At 63.0% G+C, this 23,495-nt stretch carries 19 protein-coding genes; 12 read left to right on the top strand and 7 right to left on the bottom strand.

The window, feature by feature from the left end:
- Nucleotides 1-2 precede the first annotated feature (2 nt).
- From M1E16_RS16330 to M1E16_RS16305, 6 genes are all read right to left on the bottom strand, one after another.
- Nucleotides 3-755: a GntR family transcriptional regulator gene (locus M1E16_RS16330; protein ID WP_305500548.1), complete on the bottom strand. Its 753-nt coding sequence runs from the start codon at nt 753-755 to the stop codon at nt 3-5.
- Nucleotides 756-816: 61 nt separating this feature from the next.
- On the bottom strand, nt 817-1,221 hold the full coding sequence (locus M1E16_RS16325) for a carboxymuconolactone decarboxylase family protein (protein ID WP_305500549.1): 405 nt from the start codon (nt 1,219-1,221) through the stop codon (nt 817-819).
- A gap of 134 nt (nt 1,222-1,355) precedes the next feature.
- Nucleotides 1,356-1,841: a flavin reductase family protein gene (locus M1E16_RS16320; protein ID WP_305500551.1), complete on the bottom strand. Its 486-nt coding sequence runs from the start codon at nt 1,839-1,841 to the stop codon at nt 1,356-1,358.
- A gap of 12 nt (nt 1,842-1,853) precedes the next feature.
- Entirely contained in the window at nt 1,854-3,335 is a 1,482-nt protein-coding gene (locus tag M1E16_RS16315; RefSeq protein WP_434573723.1) for an aldehyde dehydrogenase, read from the bottom strand.
- Nucleotides 3,332-4,165, bottom strand: coding sequence for an alpha/beta fold hydrolase (locus M1E16_RS16310; RefSeq protein ID WP_434697520.1), 834 nt, complete (start codon nt 4,163-4,165; stop codon nt 3,332-3,334). Before M1E16_RS16310 ends, M1E16_RS16315 begins: the two co-directional genes overlap by 4 nt.
- Nucleotides 4,166-4,210: 45 nt before the next feature.
- The gene (locus M1E16_RS16305) at nt 4,211-4,801 is read right to left on the bottom strand and encodes an amino acid synthesis family protein (RefSeq protein ID WP_305500555.1); all 591 of its coding nucleotides are present in this window, start codon (nt 4,799-4,801) and stop codon (nt 4,211-4,213) included.
- Nucleotides 4,802-5,479: 678 nt separating this feature from the next.
- Between M1E16_RS16305 and M1E16_RS16300 the strand changes: the two genes are divergently transcribed.
- The 12 genes from M1E16_RS16300 (at nt 5,480) to nudC (ending at nt 22,125) form a co-directional block, all read left to right on the top strand.
- The gene (locus M1E16_RS16300; protein ID WP_305500557.1) at nt 5,480-6,889 is read left to right on the top strand and encodes a circularly permuted type 2 ATP-grasp protein; all 1,410 of its coding nucleotides are present in this window, start codon (nt 5,480-5,482) and stop codon (nt 6,887-6,889) included.
- A 3-nt stretch (nt 6,890-6,892) separates the two neighbouring features.
- The gene (locus M1E16_RS16295; RefSeq protein WP_305500558.1) at nt 6,893-7,843 is read left to right on the top strand and encodes an alpha-E domain-containing protein; all 951 of its coding nucleotides are present in this window, start codon (nt 6,893-6,895) and stop codon (nt 7,841-7,843) included.
- Nucleotides 7,840-8,637 (top strand): transglutaminase family protein, encoded by a 798-nt coding sequence (locus M1E16_RS16290; RefSeq protein WP_434601019.1) that lies wholly within the window; start codon nt 7,840-7,842, stop codon nt 8,635-8,637. The genes M1E16_RS16295 and M1E16_RS16290 overlap by 4 nt, the downstream gene beginning before the upstream one ends.
- A 382-nt stretch (nt 8,638-9,019) precedes the next feature.
- On the top strand, nt 9,020-9,514 hold the full coding sequence (locus M1E16_RS16285) for a hypothetical protein (protein ID WP_434573732.1): 495 nt from the start codon (nt 9,020-9,022) through the stop codon (nt 9,512-9,514).
- Nucleotides 9,515-9,598: 84 nt separating this feature from the next.
- Nucleotides 9,599-10,270: a DUF3313 domain-containing protein gene (locus M1E16_RS16280; RefSeq protein ID WP_305500564.1), complete on the top strand. Its 672-nt coding sequence runs from the start codon at nt 9,599-9,601 to the stop codon at nt 10,268-10,270.
- Between the two features lie 106 nt (nt 10,271-10,376).
- Nucleotides 10,377-10,877, top strand: coding sequence for a thiol peroxidase (gene tpx, locus M1E16_RS16275; RefSeq protein WP_434630446.1), 501 nt, complete (start codon nt 10,377-10,379; stop codon nt 10,875-10,877).
- A 204-nt stretch (nt 10,878-11,081) separates the two neighbouring features.
- Nucleotides 11,082-12,398, top strand: coding sequence for an MdtA/MuxA family multidrug efflux RND transporter periplasmic adaptor subunit (locus M1E16_RS16270; protein ID WP_458127870.1), 1,317 nt, complete (start codon nt 11,082-11,084; stop codon nt 12,396-12,398).
- Nucleotides 12,395-15,490, top strand: a complete 3,096-nt coding sequence (locus tag M1E16_RS16265; protein ID WP_458127869.1) for an MdtB/MuxB family multidrug efflux RND transporter permease subunit — start codon at nt 12,395-12,397, stop codon at nt 15,488-15,490. Before M1E16_RS16270 ends, M1E16_RS16265 begins: the two co-directional genes overlap by 4 nt.
- Before the next feature lie 148 nt (nt 15,491-15,638).
- Nucleotides 15,639-18,743 (top strand): efflux RND transporter permease subunit, encoded by a 3,105-nt coding sequence (locus M1E16_RS16260; RefSeq protein ID WP_434630454.1) that lies wholly within the window; start codon nt 15,639-15,641, stop codon nt 18,741-18,743.
- Nucleotides 18,740-20,221 carry an efflux transporter outer membrane subunit gene (locus M1E16_RS16255; protein WP_434697526.1) on the top strand — a complete coding sequence of 494 codons (1,482 nt, stop codon included), beginning with the start codon at nt 18,740-18,742 and terminating at the stop codon, nt 20,219-20,221. Before M1E16_RS16260 ends, M1E16_RS16255 begins: the two co-directional genes overlap by 4 nt.
- A gap of 254 nt (nt 20,222-20,475) precedes the next feature.
- Nucleotides 20,476-21,288: a crotonase/enoyl-CoA hydratase family protein gene (locus tag M1E16_RS16250; protein ID WP_434601012.1), complete on the top strand. Its 813-nt coding sequence runs from the start codon at nt 20,476-20,478 to the stop codon at nt 21,286-21,288.
- Nucleotides 21,289-21,294: 6 nt separating this feature from the next.
- Nucleotides 21,295-22,125, top strand: a complete 831-nt coding sequence (nudC, locus tag M1E16_RS16245; RefSeq protein ID WP_434573743.1) for an NAD(+) diphosphatase — start codon at nt 21,295-21,297, stop codon at nt 22,123-22,125.
- On the opposite strand, the gene M1E16_RS16240 is transcribed toward nudC, so the two are convergent.
- Nucleotides 22,093-22,872, bottom strand: coding sequence for a TSUP family transporter (locus tag M1E16_RS16240; protein ID WP_305500574.1), 780 nt, complete (start codon nt 22,870-22,872; stop codon nt 22,093-22,095). The two genes, nudC and M1E16_RS16240, sit on opposite strands and share 33 nt — an antisense overlap.
- Nucleotides 22,873-23,495 lie beyond the last annotated feature (623 nt).

Raw genomic sequence — 23,495 nt, 5'->3', positions numbered from 1 at the left:
GATCAGCGTCCTATGCGCGGTTCTTTCAACGCGATGGGCGCGGTGATTTCCGGGATGTTGCCGGTCTCTTCCTGCTGGCGCTTGAGGTATTCCAGCGCGACCTTGGCGGCGGCGCGTACGTGATCGACGCAGGCCTGGTGGGCCACCAGCGGATCGCCACTCTTGATCGCCTCGACCATGCGTTCCATTTCCTGGTTGCTGCTGCCACGGCGGTTTTCCTGGGACACCGACGTCGCCCGCAGGTAGCTGATGCGCGCCTGCAACTGGCGCAACTGGGTGGCGGCAACATGATTGCCGGAACCTTCAAGCAGTACGTCGTAGAAACCCTGGACCGAATCCAGCACCTGCTGCAGCTCGCCGTCCTTGAGGGCCTTGCGGTTTTCCTCGAGGGCTTTTTCCAGCGCCTTGATGTCCTTGGCCTTGGCCCGCAGGGTGAACAACTGGACGATCAGGCCTTCGAGCACGCAACGCAGCTCATAGATGTCACCGGCGTCGGCCAGGGTGATGATCGCCACCCGTGGACCCTTGGCATCGGCGAACTCCACCAGGCCTTCGGATTCGAGGTGACGCAGGGCTTCACGCACCGACGTACGGCTCACGCCCAGGCGGTCGCACAGGTCGCGTTCAACCAGGCGATCGCCCGGCAGCAGCTGGAAGTTCATGATGGCGCTTCGCAGTTTATCCAGCACGATCTCGCGCAGGGTAACGGGGTTGCGATTGACCTTGAAGCTGTCGTCGAGTGGCAGGCGTTTCATGGGGTCCGCTCTGTGATGTGGCTGTCCATGCAAAACGGGCAAACATCCATGCTCGTTCAGTTCAAACAGCCGAGGGTTGACTGGAGGCCTCGGCGTCGGCTTCGGCGAAGGCTTCGCGGGCAAGCCGGAAACTGTCTACGGCAGCGGGGACGCCGCAATAAATGCCGACCTGAAGCAGAATTTCGCGTATTTGCTCACGACTCAGTCCGTTACGCAAGGCGCCGCGCACATGCAGCTTGAGTTCGTGCGGACGATTGAGCGCCGAGATCATCGCCAGGTTGATCATGCTGCGCTCCTTGAGCGACAAACCCTCGCGGCCCCAGACATGACCCCAGCAATATTCCGTGACCATTTCCTGCAGCGGCCGGGTGAAATCGTCGGCGTTCTCGATGGCGCGGTTGACGTAGTCCTGTCCCAGCACCTGGGTGCGGATCTTCAGGCCTTGCTGGTATTTTTCGTTGCTCATACGAATCCCCGAAAATACTGATGGACCTGTGGGAGCGAGCCTGCTCGCGAAAGCGCTGTGTCAGACGCATCATCACCAGCTGATCCACCGCCTTCGCGAGCAGGCTCGCTCCCACAGGGGGATATGTGCAGCCCTCAAGCCAGCGCGGGCAGCGGGCCCAGCTTGCCTTTGTGGTAGATCATCGGCGTGACCGGTTGCGCGGGCAGGATCAGGTTCTTCACCGCGCCGACGATGATCGCGTGATCGCCACCGTCGTATTCACGCCACAGCTCGCACTCGATGATTGCCGTGGCTTTACCCAGCAACGGATTGCCCAAATCGCTCAGGTGCCAGTCGATGCCTTTGGCCTTGTCCTTGCCTTTGCCGGCGAAGGCGTAGGCTTCGGCGGTCTGGTCGGCGGACAGCAAGTGGATCGCGAACTGCTTGCTGTCGCGCAGGATCGGGTACGTATCGGAGGCATAGTTGGGACAGAACAGCACCAGCGCCGGGTCAATGGACAAGGCGCTGAAAGCGCTGGCGGTGATGCCGACGATATTGCCCTCCGGGTCCAGGGTGGTAACCACCGTGACGCCGGACGGGAACGAGCTCATGACTTCTTTGTAGATGCCGGGTTCGATCATTTCTCAGGACTCCTAGCGCATCACGAACGGGTCAGGCATGGGCGCCTGGGAAAGGTTGATCCACACCGTCTTCAGCTCGGTATAGGCCAGCACTGAATCGATGCCGCTTTCGCGTCCGTAGCCACTGTTCTTGAACCCGCCGATTGGCGCCATGGCCGAGACCGCGCGGTAGGTGTTGACCCAGATGATCCCGGATCGCACGTCCCGGGCCAGGCGATGGGCGCGGCCCAGGTCACGGGTCCAGATGCCGGCGGCGAGGCCGAACTGCGAGTCGTTGGCGATCGCCAGGGCTTCGGCTTCGTCCTTGAAACGAATGACCGACGCCACCGGGCCGAAGACTTCTTCCTGCATGATTTTCATCGAATTGCGATCGCACTCGAACAGGGTCGGCTCGTAGAACCAGCCGTCTCCCAGGTTCGGCGGACGCTTGCCGCCCAAGCGCAAGCGCGCGCCTTCGGCAATCGCGTCGGCCACCAGGCCTTCGACCACGGCCAGTTGCTGCGCGGTGGCCATGGGGCCCATTTCGCTGGCGTCTTCCTGGGGGTTGCCGATGCGAATGCGCTGGGCGCGCTCGACCAGGCGCGAGACGAACTCGTCGTAGATTTCGTCCTGTACCAGCAATCGCGAGCCGGACACGCAGCTCTGGCCGGAGGCGGCGTAGATCCCGGCAATCGCACCGTTGATGGCGCTGTCGAGGTCGGCGTCGGCAAAGATGATGTTGGGCGACTTGCCGCCCAGCTCCAATGACAGCTTGGCGAAGTTCTCGGCGCTGCTGCGCACCACATGCCGGGCCGTGGCCGCGCCGCCGGTGAAGGCGATCTTGCGTACCAGCGGATGGCGGGTGAGGGCGGCGCCGGTGCTCGGGCCGTAGCCGGTGATGACGTTGACCACGCCCGGCGGGATCCCGGCTTCCAGGGCCAGGCGAGCGAGTTCCAGGATCGTCGCCGAGGCGTGCTCGGACGGCTTGATCACGATGGTGTTGCCGGCCGCCAGCGCCGGGGCGAGCTTGATGGCGGTGAGGTACAGCGGGCTGTTCCAGGGGATGATCGCGGCGACCACGCCCATGGCTTCGTGCACGGTGTAGGCGAACAGGTCCGGCTTGTCGAGGGGCAGGGTGCCGCCTTCGAGCTTGTCGGCGAGCCCTGCGGTGTAGTGGAAAAATTCCGGCAGGTAGCCGACCTGGCCACGGGTTTCACGGATCAGCTTGCCGTTGTCGCGGCTTTCGAGCTGGGCCAGTTTTTCCTTGTTTTCGGCGATCAGGTCACCGAGACGGCGCAGCAGTTTGCCCCGAGCAGTGGCGGTCAGTCCGCGCCAGGCCGGGCTGTCAAAAGCCGTTTGTGCGGCTTGTACGGCGCGATCGACATCGGCTTCGTCGGCATCGGGCAGCTCGGCCCAGGGCTCGGCCAGCGCCGGGTTCAGGCTCTCGAAGGTCTTGCCGGACAGCGCATCGACCCATTCACCGCCGATGCACATCGAAAAGCGTGCGAGTGTCATGCAACGATCCCCTTTATTGGATTTTGTCGGGTATTGGCCGTGTCGAGGAATTCCAGCAGCAACTGGTTGACCAGGCGCGGCGACTCTACCGGCATCATATGCCGTTGCTCGGCGAGCACGGCAACCGTGGCGCCGGGAATCCGCTCGGCCAGTTGCCGGGCCATTTCCGGGGTCGAGCCGGGGTCCAGTTCGCCGGTGGCAATCAACGTCGGCGCCTGGATGCTGCCCAGGTCGTCGGCGCGGTACATGTCCTGGGTGGCGAACAGCTCATAGGTGGTCAGGTAACCCTGGGGGTCGTTCTGCGCCAGGGTCTGGCGCAGCGCGGCGATCTGCGCCGGATTGGCCGCCTGGTATTCGCGGCTGAACCAGCGCGACAGTGCGGCTTCGGCGTTGGCGTCCGGCCCATGCTCGGCGGCCTGGGCGGTGCGGGCGATGACCCCCGCGCGTTGTTCGGCGCTGCGGTTGAACACGCTGTTGAGCACCACCAGGCCTTGCAGGCGTTGCGGATAGTGCAAGGCGAAGGCGCGTGCCACCAGGCCGCCCATGGAAAAGCCGATCACGCTGGCCTGGGGCAGTTGCAAGTGGTCCAGCAACTCCAGCAGCTGATCGGCGTACCCGAGCAGGCCAGTGTCGGTGGCAGGGCGCGGGCTGGCGCCATGGCCGAGCATGTCGTAGGCGATGACGCGATACTTCGTGGCCAGGCCAACGACCTGGCCGCCCCACATTTCTTTGTTCAGGCCCACGCCGTGGATCAGGACCACGGGCTGGCCTTGGCCGGTTGCCAGGTAACTGGTGCCGGCCGGGGTGAGTTCAGCGGTGAGCCGAATCATGGAGCGCTCCTGCATGCCTTTTTTATTGTGGTTGCCCCGGTGGGATCACTGGGCCTGTTCGGCGGCCAGCTCTTCCAGGTCGATGTAACGATTGCCGATGCGTGGATGCAGGCGCCCGCCATCGGCGCAGCCCAGCACCACGACGATTTCGTCGGCGCGTGGAGCGTCTTCGATCTGCATTTCCAGGGTGATGTAGTGAGAGCGCAGGCCTTCGTCGTCCTTGTGCATCATCGGGATCTGGATCGAGGTGCCGGGGCCGCCGCGCTTGTTGGTGAAGCTCAGGTAGCTCTTGGCCTTGACCGCCTCGCGGTAATGGTTGCCGAAACGCAGGGTATGGATCACGGCGGAGGCGTGCTCGATCTCGCCGTCGGCACCGACGACCGCGGCCTTGCCATAGGCTTCGATCTTTTGCGCACCGCCGATGATGCCCACCAGGCGCTCGACCATCAGCGCGCCGAGATCGGAGCAATTGGCGCGGATCTCGGGTTTCAGGTCTTCGACAAAACCACGGCCCAGCCAAGGGTTCTTCATGACCACCGCCAGCCCGACCATGGTCACCGGCTTGTCGGTAGCCTTGCCACCTTCGATGAAGGTTTCTTCGACATAGCTGACGATCTTGCGAATTTCGAAACTCATGAGCTGCTCCGTGGGGGAAAGTGTCTGTGCGTATGATGGTATACCATAATACTGTTGGTGCAAGTGGCGACTTAGGATTTGTGCGAGGGGAGGCGACGGAAGGCTGGGGGCGGGCAGGAGGTCTTGAGGATGCCAGGGAACCCCGTGGCGAGGGAGCTTGCTCCCGCTCGGCGACGCAGTCGCCGCAAAGAAGCCCATTCGGTTTAACAGGTGAAGGTTGCCGGGTCCGCTTCGCGCCCCAGCGGGAGCAAGCTCCCTCGCCACGATGTGCTTTCCCGCGAAATCTCGGCGCTTGAGCTATCGTTGGGTAAACCCGGCCATTTTTGCCGCTGGGTATAAATTTCCCCTTTTCAGGGCATCCGAGGCCAACTTCCCGCCCGACTGCACCGATTCGACCCGTTTGTGGCATCGACGCCGGGCACTGAAATAAACGTTTCAGCCTGCAAACCGATTTTTGCCGTCAAATAGAAAAGAAATTTCGCTTTTTCAGCGTTGCGCGCCGTTTTTTCCAGCATTGTGTGGATGCCCCCCGCGCTTAGGCACAGCGTTTGCTACGGCTCAAAGACGCAAGAACCAAGAGGTGCTCCAAGGAACAGGCTCATCAAACAAGGCAAGGCCAGACTGGTGAAATGACGAAGTCATAAGAAATGCCGTGTACGACACGGCTGGGAGTTGGCTATGCCCCACGCTTTTTTCAATGAAATGTATGACGCACAGGGTGACTGCCGCCCGCATTACCAAGCCTTCTCGCGCTGGCTGGCGGATACGCCGCTGGAGCTGTTGGAGCAACGCCGCCGCGAAGCCGACCTGCTGTTTCATCGCGCGGGCATCACGTTCACCCTCTACGGCGACGAGCAGGGCACCGAGCGCCTGATCCCCTTCGACATCATCCCCCGCAGCATCAAGGCCAGCGAATGGCAGACGGTCGAGCGTGGCTGCATCCAGCGGGTCCAGGCCCTGAACATGTTCCTGGCCGATATCTACCACGGGCAACGCATCCTCAAGGAAGGCATCATCCCGGCCGAGCAAGTGCTGGCTAACGAGGGCTACCAGATCGCAATGCAGGGCCTGGACCTGCACCGTGGCATCTACGCGCACATTGCCGGTGTCGACCTGGTTCGCGACGGCGACGGCAGCTACTACGTGCTGGAGGACAACCTGCGCACGCCCAGCGGCGTGAGCTACATGCTCGAAGACCGCAAGATGATGATGCGCCTGTTCCCAGAATTGTTCGCCGCCCAGCGCGTGGCGCCCATCGACCACTATCCGAACCTGCTGCTCGATACCCTCAAAAGCTCAAGTCCACTCGACAACCCTACCGCCGTGGTGCTGACCCCAGGGCGTTTCAACAGTGCCTATTTCGAACATGCGTTCCTGGCCCGGGAAATGGGCGTGGAGCTGGTAGAGGGCGCCGACCTGTTCGTGCGTGACGACCACGTTTATATGCGCACCACCGCTGGCCCCCAGCAGGTGGATGTGATTTACCGTCGCCTTGACGACGCCTACCTTGATCCGCTGTCGTTCAATCCCGATTCGATGCTCGGCGTGCCCGGGCTGGTCGCGGTCTATCGTTCCGGCAACGTGGTGCTGGCAAACGCCGTCGGCACTGGCGTGGCGGACGACAAGTCGATCTACCCCTATGTCGACGAGATGATCCGCTTCTACCTCACCGAAGAGCCGATCCTGAAGAACGTGCCCACCTGGCAGTGCCGCAAACCCCAGGACCTGTCCCATGTACTGGCGAACCTGCCCGACCTGGTGGTCAAGGAAACCCAGGGCTCCGGCGGCTACGGCATGCTGGTGGGGCCGGCGGCCACCGCAGCGGAGATCGAGGATTTCCGTGCCCGTCTCAAGGCCCGGCCCGAGGCCTACATCGCCCAGCCGACCTTGAGCCTGTCCACGTGCCCGACTTTTGTCGAAAGCGGCATCGCCCCGCGCCACATCGACCTGCGTCCGTTCGTGCTGTCCGGCAAGGAAACCCGCCTGGTACCGGGCGGCCTGACCCGCGTGGCGCTGCGCGAAGGCTCGCTGGTGGTGAACTCGTCCCAGGGTGGCGGCACCAAGGACACTTGGGTAGTGGAGGACTAAGACATGCTTTCAAGAACCGCTTCGGACCTCTATTGGATGTCCCGCTACCTGGAGCGCGCCGAGAACCTGGCGCGTATGCTCGAAGTCAGTTATTCGCTGTCGTTGATGCCCCAGGCCGGGCGCAGCGACGGGCATGCCGAGCTGGCGATGTCGCTGCTGGCGGCCGGTACGCTGGACGATTACAACGCCCGTTATGACGCGCTCAACAGCGAGCGCATGCTGCATTTCTTTGCTCTGGATGAAGCCAACCCCGGCAGTATCTATAGCTGCCTGCGTGCCGCGCGCACCAATGCCCACGCCGTGCGCGGACGCATCACTGCCGACATGTGGGAAAACATCAACGCCACCTGGCTGGAGATGCGCAACATCGCCAGTAACGGCCTGGGCCGCTACGGCATCAGCCATTTCTGCGAATGGGTCAAGGAGCGTTCGCACCTGTTCCGCGGCGCGACGTCGGGCACGATCATGCGCAACGACGCCTACAGTTTCATTCGCCTGGGAACCTTCATCGAGCGCGCGGACAACACCTTGCGCCTGCTGGACGCGCGTTACGAGATGTTCGGCGAGGAGTCGGAGGAGGTCAGCGACAACTCGGCGCGCGGCTATTACCAATGGAGTGCCTTGTTGCGGGCGCTGTCTTCGTTCGAGGCGTTCAACGAGATCTACCGTAACGCACCCAACGCCGAGCAGGTGTCGGAGATGTTGCTGCTGCGGGCCGACGTGCCGCGCTCGCTGCATGCGTGCATCGAAGAACTGGACCATATCCTCGCCAGCCTGCCTGGCAACAACGGTCGTCCGGCCCAGCGCCTGGCCGCGGAATTGAATGCGCGCCTGCGTTATTCCGGCATCGACGAGATTCTCGCGTCGGGCCTGCATCAATGGCTGACCGAACTCATCGGCCAGATCCGCCACCTGGGCCAGACCGTCCACGATGCCTACCTGGAGGTGGTATGAAATTGTCCATTCGCCACGACACGACCTACAGCTATGCCGACGAAGTCTGCACCAGCATCCAGTTCCTGCGCCTGACGCCCAAGGACAGCCCGCGCCAGCGCATTCTGCAATGGCACCTGGAGTTGCCACGCCTGGTGCGCAGCCAGCTCGATCCTTACGGCAACATCCTGCATGTCATGACCATGGACGAGCCTCATGGGGCTCTGGTACTGACCGCTTACGGTGAAGTGCAGATCGACCAGACCGTCGAGATGGAGCCTGACAGCCAGTCACCGCTGCCGTTCCTGCGCACCAGCCGTCTCAGCCAGGCCGATGAGAGCCTCAGCGCTTTCGCCGTGGCCCGGTGCGGGGCACGGCGTGATCGTTCGGCGCTGGCCGACTTGATGAATGGCCTTGCCGATCGCATGGCCTACCTTCCCGGCACTACCGCGGTCAGCAGCACGGCGGCCGAGGCGTTTGCCGGCGGTGCCGGCGTCTGCCAGGACCACGCCCATGCATTCGTGGCGTGTGCCCGCAGCCTGGGCGTGCCGGCGCGGTATGTGTCCGGCTACCTGTGCACCGAAGACGAAAACCACCTGGCGAGCCATGCCTGGGCTGAAGCCTGGCTGGGGGATGGCTGGTACAGTTTCGACGTAACCAATCGCCTGACCCGTCCCGATCGCCACCTGAAACTGGCGATCGGCCTGGACTATCTCGACGCCTGCCCGGTGCGCGGCATGCGCCGGGGCGGCGGAGCGGAGCAGATGCACGCGCGGGTGCAGGTGAGCTCGATGGTGCAGGTGCAGCATCAGTAATTTATCCAATAAAGCCTGAGGCCCCTTCGCGAGCAGGCTCGCTCCCACGGGGACACGGAGTCACGTACTGCGCAGCCATCCTAAAACCGTGGCGAGGGAGCTTGCTCCCGCTGGGCTGCGCAGCAGCCCTGAAACCAAGAACCTCGGTGCATCAGGCAGAACGCATTCGACAATTGGGGCTGCTTCGCAACCCAGCGGGAGCAAGCTCCCTCGCCACAAAAGCTGGGCAATCGAGGCAGGAGGGCATGATCGTCGGTGCCTTCGGTCCGTTGTGGGAGCAAGCCTGCTCGCGAAGGTGGCGGCACGGTTCTTTTACGTACGCAGCCGTGGGAACCTGTCATCATCGCGCTTCGCAACACCCCCTTGATAAAGGAACAGCGCCATGGACGATGTACAGCAATTGGGCGAAATGCTCCGCCACTACGCCGACAGCGAAGCGCACAAGAAGCAGCAGCACCAGGCCCACTCGGCGGTATGGGCTGAGCGAATCGAGGCATTGTACGGGCAGATCGAGCAATGGTTGGCGCCGGTCCTTGCGCCGAACCTGCTGGAGTTGAGCCGTGGCGCGTATGTCGCCCATGGGCCGAGTGTTCCTGCCGAGACGTCGACTTTCAAGACGGAAAAACTGACGTTGTCCATTACCGGTAAACCGGTTGAGTTTGTGCCGGATGTGATGGGCGCGGGCGGGTTGATTTCCTTGTCGATCATCGGCCTGACCGCCACTCGCCACGGCAGCATTTCCCTGGTTTGCCAGCCGCCATCAACGCAGTGGCAATGGCGCAGGACCAACGGGCTGAAAGATCCGGACACCTACGTCTTCGATGCAAATTTCCTCGCCCAGCAGTTGCAGAGTCTTATACCGCGCGAGCGAAGCTGAATACGCTTGGCCGGGCAAAACCCCGCGCATTGGCTATACCTGTAGTTCCGCCCCCCGTCGGGTGTGGCTTACAGGAGTAACAGCATGAAGTTCGCCTCCATGATCGGCACCGTTTGCATCGCCTCGCTCGCGCTCGCGGGCTGCTCCAGCAAAGTCACCCAGCCGGACGAGTATTCCGGGTTCCTGGGGGACTACAGCCGGCTCAAGGAAGAAAAATCGCCGTCGGGGGCCGAGGTGATGCGCTGGGTCGATCCGAAGATCGATCTGGCGAAGTACTCCCGCATCTATATCGAACCGACCCAGCTGTACCCCAAGCCGCAAGCGACGGTGAAAATCCCGTCGGCAACGTTGGCCGGCATCACCAGCTACTACGACCAGGCGCTCAAGCGTGAAGCCGGCAAGTCCCTGCCGCTGGCGACCAGCCCTGGCCCGGGTGTCCTGGTGGTGCGGGCGGCGATCACCGCGGTCAGCAGCAAGACCGAGGGCCTGAAACCCTACGAAGTGATTCCGATCGCCCTGGTGGCCGCCGCGGTCAGTACCGCCAGCGGCATTCGTGACCAGGAAACCACCCTGGGCACCGAAGCGGTGTTTCTCGACGGCGGCAATAATGCGGTAATCGCCCAGGTGGTGCGCAAGGGCACGGGTAAACCGTTGTCGAACGAGTCCCAGGTCATGAAGCCCGATGATGTCAAAGGAGTCATCGATGGCTGGGCGGCGGATCTGCATCAGTCATATTTGCAGCTCAAGGCTAAATAGCAGGCCCGGTCACTCGTGACTTTTTGTGTGCAGGCATAGGTCGGAGCACCATTTCATGGTTAACTCCGGCCTCACCATTTTCAAACCTGTCAGAAGGAATCCGTTCATGGCTCAAGTCACTCTCAAAGGCAACCCTGTCCAAGTCAACGGCCAGTTGCCCCAAGCCGGTTCCAAGGCGCCAGCCTTTTCCCTGGTTGCCGGCAATCTGTCGGACGTTTCCCTGAAGGATTTCGCCGGCAAGCGCAAAGTGCTGAACATTTTCCCAAGCGTCGACACGCCGACCTGCGCCACTTCCGTGCGCAAGTTCAACGCCCAGGCCAACGATCTGAACAACACCGTAGTGCTGTGCATCTCCGCCGACCTGCCGTTCGCCCAGGCCCGTTTCTGTGGTGCCGAAGGCCTTGAAAACGTGCAGAACCTGTCGACCCTGCGCGGTGCCGAGTTCATTGAGAACTACGGCGTAGCCATTGCCGACGGCCCGCTCAAAGGCCTGACCGCCCGTGCCGTGGTGGTGCTGGATGAAAACGACACCGTGCTGCACAGCGAGCTGGTCAAGGAAATCGCCGAAGAGCCGAACTACGACGCGGCGCTGGCTGTCCTGAAGTAAGTGCTTTGAAATAACTGCTCTGAAATAAAGTATTTATTACAATTGTTAACGGCCTGGCCTGACCAGGCCGTTTTCATTTGTGTTTCAAGGCTTTAGCTAACCGGGCGGAATGTAAGCCCAAGGTAAATTGCCGGTAAAGGCGCTTTGCTAAATATCCGCCAGTGCTTATCGTTCAGCCTCCTGTAAAAGAAGCTCACGCGCCCAATGGTTGACCACTCCATGCAATCCTCTGTTTCCCGCAAATCCCGTCGCTGGCTGTTCGGCCTGTTTGTCGTACTGGTCATCGCGCTGCTGGCCTGGAAGTTCTGGCCCGCCAGTACCGACCCGAAAAACGGCGCAGAGCAGAAAACCGCGGCTGGACACGCGGGACGCTCGGGTGGCATGCGGCCGGGGTTTGGCAGTGCGGCGGGGCCGATTCCGGTTCGGGTGGCGCCAGCGGTCACCGGGGATTTTCCCCTGTATTACAAGGCGCTGGGCACGGTCACCGCGCTCAATACGATCAACGTTCGCAGCCGGGTCGGCGGCGAGTTGGTGAAGATCGCCTTTGAAGAAGGGCAGATGGTCAAGGCCGGCGACCTGCTGGCGGAAATCGACCCACGTCCTTACCAGAATGCCTTGCTCCAGGCCGAAGGCACGCTGCTGCAAAACCAGGCCCAACTGAAAAATGCCCAGGTCGACCTGGAACGCTATCGCGGCCTGTACGCCGAAGACAGTATCGCCAAGCAGACCCTCGACACCGCCGCTGCGCTGGTGGGCCAGTACCAGGGGACGGTCAAGACCAACCAGGCGGCGGTCAACGACGCCAAGCTCAACCTGGAATTTACCAGGATCCGCGCGCCGATCAGCGGCCGCGTAGGTTTGCGTCAACTGGACATCGGCAACCTGGTGGCCGCCAACGACACCACGGCCCTGGCCGTCATCACCCAGACCCAGCCCATCAGCGTCGTGTTCACGCTGCCGGAAAACAACCTCGAAACCGTGCTCGCCCGCTATCGCAGCGGAGCGAAACTACCGGTCGAGGCCTGGGACCGTGGCGATGTGAAACTCCAGGCCAGCGGTGTTCTGCAAAGCCTGGACAACCAGATCGACGTCACCACCGGCACCTTGAAATTCAAGGCGCGCTACGAAAACCGCGACCAGTCACTGTTTCCCAACCAGTTCGTCAACGTGCGCCTGCTGGCCGACACCCTCAAGGGCGTGGTCCTGGCGCCGACCGCAGCCATCCAGTTCGGCACCAACGGCACCTTCGTCTACGCCCTTGATGGCGACAAGAAAGTCACCATCAGGAAGCTCAAGATCGGTGCCAGCGATGGCGAAAAAACCATTGTCACCGAGGGCCTGGCCGCCGGCGACAGGGTGGTGCTCGAAGGCACCGACCGCTTGAAGGAGGGCAGCGAGGTGGAAGTGGTCAACGACAGCCAGGAGGTGCCGACCACGCCGACCGAACACCTGCAAGGCAAGACGGCCGCGGCCCCGACTGAGCCGACCGCGGCCGACAAGGCGAAAAAGGGCGGCGCATGAATCTCTCGCGGCTGTTCATCCTTCGCCCGGTCGCCACCACGTTGAGCATGCTGGCGATTGTCCTGGCCGGCCTGATTGCCTATCGGCTGCTGCCGGTGTCGGCACTGCCCCAGGTCGACTACCCGACCATCCGCGTGATGACGCTGTACCCGGGCGCCAGTCCCGACGTCATGACCAGCGCCGTGACCGCGCCCCTGGAGCGGCAGTTCGGGCAGATGCCGGGCCTCACCCAAATGGCTTCCACCAGTTCCGGTGGTGCGTCGGTAATCACCCTGCGTTTCAATCTGGACATCAACATGGATGTCGCCGAGCAGCAGGTGCAGGCCGCGATCAACGCCGCGACCAATCTGTTGCCAACCGATCTGCCGGCGCCGCCGGTGTACAACAAGGTCAACCCGGCGGACACCCCGGTGCTGACGCTGGCGATCACCTCCAAGACCATGCTGCTGCCCAAGCTCAATGACCTGGTGGACACGCGCATGGCGCAGAAGATCGCCCAGATCAGCGGCGTCGGCATGGTGACCATCGCCGGCGGCCAGCGCCAGGCCGTGCGGATCAAGGTCAACCCGGAGGCACTAGCGGCCGCCGGGCTGAACCTGGCCGATGTGCGGACCCTGATCGGCGCTTCCAACGTCAACCAGCCCAAGGGCAACTTCGACGGCCCGACGCGGGTCTCGATGCTCGACGCCAACGATCAGCTGACCTCGCCCAAGGACTACGCCGAGCTGATCCTGGCCTACGCCAACGGCGCGCCATTGCGGCTCAAGGACGTGGCACAGATCGTCGACGGCGCGGAGAACGAACGCCTCGCCGCCTGGGCCAACGAAAACCAGGCCGTGCTGCTGAACATCCAGCGCCAGCCCGGGGCCAACGTCATCGAGGTGGTGGACCGGATCAAGGCGCTGCTGCCGAGCATCACCGATAACCTGCCGGCCGGCCTCGACGTGACCGTGCTGACCGACCGCACCCAGACCATCCGCGCCTCCGTCACCGATGTGCAGCACGAACTGCTGATCGCGATTGCCCTGGTGGTGATGGTGACGTTCCTGTTCCTGCGGCGGGTCAGCGCCACGATCATTCCGTCGGTGGCCGTGCCGCTGTCGCTGATCGGTACATTCGGCGTGATGTACCTGGCCGGGTTTTCCGTCAACAACCTGACCCTGATGGCCCTGACCATCGCCACCGGTTTTGTGGTGGACGATGCCATCGTCATGCTGGAGAACATTGCGCGTTTCATCGAGGAGGGCGACAGCCCGATGCAAGCCGCGCTCAAGGGCGCCAGGCAGATCGGTTTCACCCTGATTTCCCTGACGCTGTCGTTGATCGCGGTGCTGATCCCGCTGTTGTTCATGGCGGACGTGGTCGGCCGATTGTTCCGCGAGTTCGCCATCACCCTGGCGGTGGCGATCCTGATTTCTTTGGTGGTGTCCCTGACCCTGACGCCGATGATGTGCGCCCGCTTGCTCAAGCGCGAGCCCAAGGAACAGGAGCAGGGCCGTTTCTATCGGGCCAGCGGTGCCTGGATCGACTGGTTGATCGCCGCCTACGGGCGCAAGTTGCAATGGGTGCTCAAGCATCAGCCGCTGACCCTGCTGGTGGCGGTGGGCAGCCTGGTGCTGACGGTGGTGTTGTACCTGGCCGTGCCCAAGGGCTTTTTCCCGGTGCAGGACACGGGCGTGATCCAGGGCATTTCCGAAGCGCCGCAGTCAATTTCCTTCGCCGCCATGAGCGAGCGCCAGCAGCAGCTGGCCAAGGTCATCCTCGCCGACCCGGCGGTGCAGAGCCTGTCCTCTTACATCGGTGTCGACGGCGACAACGCCACGCTCAACAGCGGACGCCTGCTGATCAACCTCAAGCCCCACAGCGAGCGGGACGACAGCGCCAGCGAGATCATCGCCCGCTTGCAACCGCAGCTCGACCGGCTGGTGGGCATTCGCCTGTTCATGCAGCCGGTGCAGGACCTGACCATCGAAGACCGGGTCAGCCGCACCCAGTACCAGTTCAGCCTGTCTTCGCCGGACGCCGAGTTGCTCAGCCTGTGGAGCGGTCGCCTGGTCGAGGCCCTGGCCCAACAGCCGGAACTTACCGATGTCGCCAGTGACCTGCAGGACAAAGGCCTGCAGGTCTACCTGGTCATCGACCGCGACGCCGCGTCACGCCTGGGCGTGTCGGTGTCGAACATCACCGATGCGCTGTACGACGCTTTCGGCCAGCGACAGATATCCACCATCTATACCCAGGCCAGCCAGTACCGTGTGGTGCTTCAGGCCCAGGCCGGGGAAAAGCTCGGGCCGCAGGCGCTGGACCAGATCCACGTCAAGACCACTGACGGCGGGCAGGTCCGATTGTCGAGCCTGGCCCGTGTCGAAGAGCGTCAGGCGCAACTGGCAATCGCCCACATCGGTCAGTTCCCGGCGGTGATGATGTCGTTCAACCTGGCGCCGGGCGTAGCCCTCGGGCACGCGGTGGAGGTGATCGAAAAGGTCCAGCAGGACATCGGCATGCCAGTGGGCGTGCAGACCGAGTTCCAGGGCGCGGCGCAGGCGTTTCAGGCATCGTTGTCGAGCACTTTGCTGCTGATCCTGGCTGCGGTGGTGACCATGTACATCGTGCTGGGGGTCTTGTACGAAAGTTACATCCACCCGATCACCATCCTGTCCACCTTGCCCTCGGCGGCCATCGGCGCTTTGCTGGCGTTGATCCTCACCGGCAATGACCTGGGCATGATCGCGATCATCGGCATTATCCTGCTGATCGGCATCGTCAAGAAAAACGCGATCATGATGATCGACTTCGCCCTGGACGCCGAACGCAACCAGGGTCTGGATCCGCAGACGGCCATCTACCAGGCCGCGTTACTGCGCTTCCGGCCAATCCTGATGACCACGCTGGCGGCGCTGTTTGGCGCGGTGCCCCTGATGCTCGCCACCGGCTCCGGCGCCGAGTTGCGCCAGCCGTTGGGCCTGGTGATGGTGGGGGGATTGCTGGTGAGCCAGGTGTTGACCTTGTTCACCACCCCGGTGATCTACCTGTACTTCGATCGTCTGGGCCGTCGGTTTGCCCGGCCTGAGGGGAAAGAGGTGCGGGTATGACGTCCGGACTCCGTGGGTGCTTTCCGTGGCGAGGGAGCTTGCTCCCGCTTGAGTGCGCAGCGCTCACAAAAGGGGCCGCTGCGCGACCCAGCGGGAGCAAGCTCCCTCGCCACAAGAGCCTGTTGGTTGAAAGCTGGAGCGGCGACCAGTGAACCTCTCCGGCCCCTTCATCCGCCGCCCGGTAGCAACCATGCTGCTGAGCTTCGCCATCATGCTGCTCGGCGGTGTGTGCTTTGGCTTGCTGCCGGTGTCGCCGCTGCCGCAGATGGATTTCCCGGTGATCGTGGTCCAGGCCAACCTGCCGGGGGCGAGTCCCGAGGTGATGGCTTCTACCGTGGCGACGCCGCTGGAGCGTTCCTTCGGCGCGATCGCCGGGGTCAACACCATGAGCAGCCGGTCCAGCCAGGGCTCGACCCGGGTGATCCTGCAATTCGACCTGGACCGCGACATCAACGGTGCGGCGCGGGAGGTGCAGGCGGCCATCAACGCCTCGCGCAACCTGCTGCCCAGCGGGATGCGCAGCATGCCGACCTACAAGAAGGTCAACCCGTCCCAGGCGCCGATCATGGTGCTGTCGCTGACCTCGGATGTGCTGGAGAAAGGCCAGCTCTACGACCTGGCCTCGACCATTCTGTCCCAGAGCCTGTCCCAGGTGTCGGGCGTGGGCGAGGTGCAGATCGGCGGCAGTTCGCTGCCGGCGGTGCGCATCGAACTGGAGCCGCAATTGCTCAATCAGTACGGCGTGGCGCTGGACGACGTGCGAACGGCGATTGCCAACAGCAACGTGCGCCGGCCCAAGGGTTCGGTCGAGGACGACCAGCGGATGTGGCAAGTCCAGGCCAACGACCAGCTGGAAAAGGCCAAGGATTACGAAACACTGATCATCCGCTACCAGGATGGCTCGGTGTTGCGGCTCAAGGACGTGGCCAAGGTCAGCGACGGCGTCGAGGATCGCTACAACAGCGGTTTCTTCAACGATGATGCCGCCGTGTTGCTGGTGATCAATCGCCAGGCCGGCGCCAACATCATCGAGACCGTCAACGAGATCAAGGCCCAGTTGCCGGCCTTGCAGGCCGTGTTGCCCGCCAGCGTCAAGCTGAACCTGGCGATGGATCGCTCGCCGGTGATCAAGGCGACCCTGCACGAAGCGGAAATGACCTTGCTGATCGCCGTCGCCCTGGTGGTACTGGTGGTGTTCCTGTTTCTCGGCAATTTCCGCGCCTCGCTGATCCCGACCCTGGCGGTGCCGGTGTCGCTGGTGGGCACGTTCGCGGTGATGTATCTGTACGGTTTCTCGCTCAACAACTTGTCGCTGATGGCGTTGATCCTCGCCACCGGGCTGGTGGTGGATGATGCCATCGTGGTGCTGGAAAACATCTCCCGGCACATCGATGAGGGCGTGCCGCCGCTGAAGGCCGCGTATATGGGGGCCGAGGAGGTGGGCTTCACGCTGCTGTCGATGAACGCCTCGCTGGTGGCGGTGTTCCTGTCGATCCTGTTCATGGGCGGAATCGTCGAGAGCCTGTTCCGGGAGTTTTCCATCACCCTGGCGGCGGCTATCGTCGTCTCGCTCATAGTGTCCCTGACGCTCACGCCGATGCTCTGCGCGCGCTGGCTCAAGCCTCACGTGCCAGGGCAGGAGAACCGTTTGCAGCGTTGGAGCCAGGGCGCCAACGAAAGAATGGTCCGTGGTTATGCGCGCACGCTGGACTGGGTGCTGCGCCATCGGCGCCTGACCTTGCTCAGCCTGCTGGTGACCATTGGCGTGAACATCGCGTTGTATGTAGTGGTGCCGAAAACCTTCATGCCCCAGCAGGACACCGGCCAGTTGATCGGCTTCGTGCGCGGTGACGACGGGCTGTCGTTCAACGTGATGCAACCGAAGATGGAGATCTTCCGTCGCGCGGTGCTCAAGGACGAGGCCGTACAGAGCGTGGCCGGTTTTATCGGCGGCAACAACGGCACCAACAATGCCTTCATGCTGGTGCGCCTCAAGCCGATCAACGAGCGCCGGATTTCCGCACAGAAAGTCATCGAGCGCCTGCGCAAGGAAATGCCCAAGGTGCCCGGCGGCCAGCTGATGCTGATGGCCGACCAGGACCTGCAATTTGGTGGCGGCCGCGAGCAGACCACCTCGCAATATTCCTACATTCTGCAGAGCGCCGACCTGGCGTCGCTGCGCGAGTGGTACCCCAAGGTCGTCGCTGCGTTCCGCGCCTTGCCGGAGCTTACCGCCATCGATGCCCGTGACGGTGGCGGCGCACAGCAGGTAACCCTGATTGTGGACCGCGACCAGGCCAAGCGCCTGGGCATCGACATGGACATGGTCACATCGGTGTTGAACAACGCCTACAGCCAGCGGCAGATATCAACCATCTACGACAGCCTCAACCAGTACCAGGTGGTCATGGAGGTCAATCCCAAATATGCCCAGGACCCCAATACCCTCGAACAGGTCCAGGTGATTACCGCCGATGGCGCGCGGGTCCCGCTGTCCGCAATTGCCCATTACGAGAACAGCCTGGAAGACGACCGGGTCAGCCACGAAGGCCAGTTCGCTTCCGAGGGCATCTCCTTCGACATGGCCGAAGGCGTAACCGTGGAGCAGGGCACGGCCGCCATTGAACGGGCGATCGCCAAGCTGGGGATGCCCGAAGACGTCATCGCGAAAATGGCCGGGACCGCCGACGCTTTCGCCGCCACCCAGAAAAGCCAGCCGTTCATGGTGCTCGGGGCGCTGCTGGCGGTGTATCTGGTCCTGGGCGTGCTGTATGAAAGCTACATCCACCCGTTGACCATCCTGTCCACGTTGCCTTCGGCCGGCGTTGGCGCGTTGCTGTCGATCTACGTGTTGGGCAGCGAGTTCAGCCTGATCTCGCTGCTGGGGCTGTTCCTGCTGATTGGCGTGGTGAAGAAAAACGCGATCCTGATGATCGACCTCGCGCTGCAACTGGAGCGCGCCGGCCAGACGCCGTTGGAGTCGATCCGCAGCGCCTGCCTGTTGCGCTTGCGGCCGATCCTGATGACGACGGTGGCGGCGATCCTCGGTGCCTTGCCACTGTTGCTCGGCGGTGCCGAAGGTTCGGAGATGCGCCAGCCGCTGGGCCTGACCATCATCGGCGGCCTGGTGTTCAGCCAGGTCCTGACGCTTTACACCACGCCGGTGGTTTACCTTTATCTCGATAACCTGCGCCACCGCTTCAACCGCTGGCGTGGGGTGCGCACCGATGCTGCCCTGGAAACTCCGCTATGACCGACCGTTCGCTTTTCAACCTTGCCGCACCGCTGGCAGCCGCCCGTGGCTCGCGGGTATTGAGCCTGGCGCTGTGTGTGGCGCTGCTCAGTGCTTGCGCGATCGGCCCGGATTACCAGCGTCCGGCGGCCGCTGCGCCGGTGCAGTACAAGGAAGCCCAAGGGTGGCGCCAGGCCAACCCCAGCGACGCCTTGGCCCGGGGCGCCTGGTGGGAGCTGTACAGCGACGCCCGGCTGAATGAGCTGGTGGCAAAGCTCAACGCATCCAACCAGACCGTGGCCCAGGCCGAAGCCCAGTATCGTCAGGCCCAGGCGTTGGCGCGCAGTGCGCGGGGAGCTTTTTTCCCAACGGTCGACCTTACCGTCGGCAAGAACCGCTCCAGCCAAGGCACCGGCAGCAGCAGTTCGAGCCTGAGCAGTTCTTCCAGCGGCATTCGCGACACCTACAGCGCCCAGGCCGGGGTGAGTTGGGAAGCGGATGTCTGGGGCAAGTTGCGCCGCACCCTGGAAGCCGATGAAGCCAGCGCGCAAGCCAGCTTTGCCGACCTGGCGGCGATGCGCCTGAGCCAGCAGTCCGAGCTGGTGCAGAACTACTTGCAGTTACGGGTCATCGACCAACAGAAGCGCTTGTTGCAGACCACGGTCGATAACTATCAGCGCTCATTAAAAATGACCGAAAACCAGTACCGCGCCGGGGTGTCGGGCAAGGACGCGGTGGCCCAGGCGCAGAACCAGCTCAAGACCACCCAGGGCGACCTGATCGACCTGATCTGGCAGCGGGCGCAGTTCGAAAATGCCATCGCCGTGCTGATCGGCCTGCCTCCCGCCGAATTCAGCCTGGCCGAAACCGAGGACGTCCCGGCGCTGCCGCAGGTCCCGGTGGCGGTGCCCTCGCAATTGCTCGAACGACGTCCGGACATCGCGTCGGCCGAGCGCTCGGTGATGGCCGCCAACGCCAACATTGGCGTGGCGAAGGCGGCCTATTATCCGGACCTGACCCTGAGCCTGAGTGGCGGCTACAGCAGCAGTACCTACGATAACTGGATAAGTGTGCCGAACCGCTTCTGGTCGGTCGGGCCACAGCTGGCGATGACGCTGTTCGACGGCGGCCAGCGCTCGGCGGAAGTCGACCGCAGCGTCGCGGCGTACGACCAGACCGTGGCGACCTATCGGCAGACCGTGCTCGACGGTTTTCGCGAAGTCGAGAACTACATGATCCAGCTCAAGGTGCTCGAAGACGAAGCCCGCGTGCGCCAGGAAGCACTCGACGCCGCCCGCGAGTCCCTGCGCCTGACCCAGAACCAGTACCGGGCCGGCTTGATCGGCTATCTCGACGTGGTAACCGTCCAGGCCACCGCCCTGAGCAACGAACGCAGCATGCTGAGCCTGCAACAGAGCCGGTTGATCGCCAGCGTGCAACTGATCGCGGCGCTGGGCGGCGGGTGGGATGGGCAGTTGCAGGCGAGCGACAAACCATAATCGCGCCAGACTTTTGTGGCGAGGGAGCTTGCTCCCGCTGGGCTGCGCAGCGGCCCCTGGATCTGCCACCTCGGTGTGTCAGTCAGCTAGCGTTCAGCTTTTTGGGGCCGCTGCGCAGCCCAGCGGGAGCAAGCTCCCTCGCCACGGGGATTCGCAGGCCATCAGTCCCGCTTTTGGCCGATGCGCTGCCTACGTCCCTTGGCGATGGCTTGGTATAGTTCAGGCCTCTTTTCAACCGGTAAAGGATCACTGCCATGTCGCAATACCAAGCGTTCCACGTCGAACTTGCAGACAAAATCGCCCATGTGCAGATCAATCGCCCCGACAAGATCAATGCCATGAACGCCGCGTTCTGGAGCGAGATCATCGAGATCTTCCAGTGGATCGACGATACCGACGAAGTGCGGGTGGTGGTCCTGAGCGGTGCCGGCAAGCATTTTTCCTCGGGTATCGACCTGATGATGCTGGCCGGCGTGGCGAACGAACTGGGCAAGGATGTCGGCCGTAATGCCCGTGTGCTGCGGCGCAAGATCCTCGAACTGCAAGCCTCGTTCAACGCCGTGGACAATTGCCGCAAACCGGTTCTCGCGGCGATCCAGGGTTATTGCCTGGGCGGTGCCATCGACCTGATTTCTGCCTGCGACATGCGCTACGCGGCCGAGGATGCGCAGTTCTCCATCAAGGAAATCGACATCGGCATGGCGGCCGATGTTGGCACATTGCAACGCTTGCCCCGGATCATCGGGGACGGCATGCTGCGTGAACTCGCTTATACGGGGCGCACCTTTGGTGCCGACGAAGCGCGCAGCATTGGCCTGGTCAATCGTGTCTACAGCGATACCGCCAGCCTGCTTGACGGAGTGATGGGCATCGCCCGGGAAATCGCCGCCAAGTCGCCGATCGCCATAGCCGGCACCAAGGAAATGATTGGCTACATGCGTGACCACGGCATCGACGACGGGCTGGAATACGTCGCCACGTGGAATGCCGCCATGCTGCAATCGAATGACCTGCGCGTGGCCATGGCCGCCCATATGAGCAAACAGAAACCCGAATTTCTGGATTGATCGATCATGATTTCACGCTGGACCACCGCAGTACTCGACACCGACCTCGCGGGCGGCTGGGCCGTGGCCCGCAGCCCGGAGGGCTTTCTCTACGACGACAACGGCGCACTGTTTCCCCGCGAGTGGCTGAAGCGCCAGGATGTGTCGATTCTCGCCGAGCACGGCATTGGCCATCTCGACGGCGAGCCGGTCTACCTGCTTGAACTGCATAGCTCGCTGGAGATTCCCGGCTGCAACTGGAAAGGCCTGCGGGCCTTCATGCTCGAGGACGACCACACGCTGTTCAAGGTGCTGGGTTATGCGGCGCAGATCGGCACCTGGGCTCGCGAACATCGCTTTTGTGGCAGTTGCGGCCAGCGCATGACCCAGGTACCGCGAGAGCGGGCGATGTACTGTGAGGCATGCGATCTGCGGCATTACCCGCGAATCTCGCCGAGCATGATCGTGCTGATTACCCGTGGCGATGAGGTCTTGCTGGCGCGTTCGCCGCGCTTTGTCACCGGTGTCTACAGCACCCTGGCCGGGTTTGCCGAGCCGGGCGAGTCGGCCGAGGATTGCCTGGTCCGGGAGGTGCGCGAGGAGGTCAGCATCGAAGTGAAGAACATCCAGTACGTGGGCAGCCAGTGCTGGCCGTTTCCCCATTCGATGATGCTGGGTTTTCATGCCGAGTATGCCGGCGGTGAGATCGTGCCCCAGGAAGACGAAATCGAGGACGCCCAATGGTTCAGCGTCCATGACCTGCCGCCGTTGCCGGCCTCGCGCTCCATCGCCCGCTACCTGATCGACCTGTATGTCGCCCGACGTCTAGGCCACGCTGAACCAGTGCTGCCAGGCTAGGCGCACGGTCAGGCCCAGCACCACGGTGATGAATACCGGGCGGATGAACTTCGCGCCGCCGCTGATGGCGGTGCGCGCGCCGAAGAACGCGCCGACCATCACCGACAGGCCCATGCTCAGGCCGATGATCCAATCCACCTGGCCCGAAAAGATGAACACCGACAGCGCCGCAATGTTGCTGACGAAGTTCATGCTGCGGGCCACGCCGCTGGCCTTGACCAGGTCGATGGGGTAGAGCAGCAGGCTGCTGACGGTCCAGAACGCACCGGTGCCCGGGCCGGCCACGCCGTCGTAGAATCCCAAGGTGAAACCCTGGGATGACTGCCACGTCTTCTTGATCGGCGCATTGCTGTCCAGCGGCGCCTTGGGCGTGCCGCCGAACAACAGGTACAGGCCACAGGCAAAGACAATCACCGGCAGCATCTTGTTCAGCCACTCGGCGGGCAGGTAATGAGCAACGACGGCGCCGACCAAGGCACCGACCAGCGTGCCGACGAGGGCGTGGGTCCATTGCCGTGGGTGAAACAGCTTGCGCTTGTAAAAGGTAAAACTGGCCGTGGCTGAGCCGAAGGTCGAGCTGAGCTTGTTGGTGCCCAGCACCAGGTGCGGTGGCAGGCCGGCGGTCAGCAACGCCGGCGTGGTAAGCAGCCCACCGCCGCCGGCGATGGCATCGATGAAGCCGGCGATGAACGCGACGACGGCAAGGATAGCGAGGGTAGAAAGGTCGACGCTGAGTTCAAAAGGCATGGAATGGGGCTTATTCGGCAGGGCGCAGAAAGACTGCGGGAAAGGCCGCTATGTTACCCATAACAACGCCGGGCCGCGACTGCCCCAAATCGTGGCGAGGGAGCTTGCTCCCGCTGGGCTGCGCAGCGGCCCCAATTGCCGCACACGGTATATCAGGCAAACCGCGCCCGCCGGTCTACGACTGCTGCGCAGCCGAGCGGGAGCAAGCTCCCTCGCCACGGTGATGCGTTGTATTTGCCAGCGCGGATCGACTGCCGCGAATTTGATCCTGCAGAAAACAGCGGCGGCGCAAGCTGCGAAGATAAACGGGTGCACACCCGCTCTCGTGGCGAGGGAGCTTGCTCCCGCTGGGCTGCGCAGCGGCCCCAGATTGCCGCATACGGCATATCAGGCAAACCGGACCCGCCGGTCTACGACTGCTGCGCAGCCGAGCGGGAGCAAGCTCCCTCGCCACGGTGATGCGTTGTATTTGCCAGCGTGGATCGACTCTGGCGAATCCGATCCTGTAGAAAACAGCGGCGGCGCAAGCTGCGAAGATAAACGGGTGCACACCCACTCTCGTGGCGAGGGAGCAAGCTCCCTCGCCACGGTGATGCGTTGTATTTGCCAGCGTGGATCGACTG

This window comes from Pseudomonas sp. Z2-11 (genome assembly GCF_054161305.1).
The sequence above is the reverse complement of the archived record's forward strand: the minus strand, read 5'-3'. Positions and strand labels throughout refer to the sequence as shown.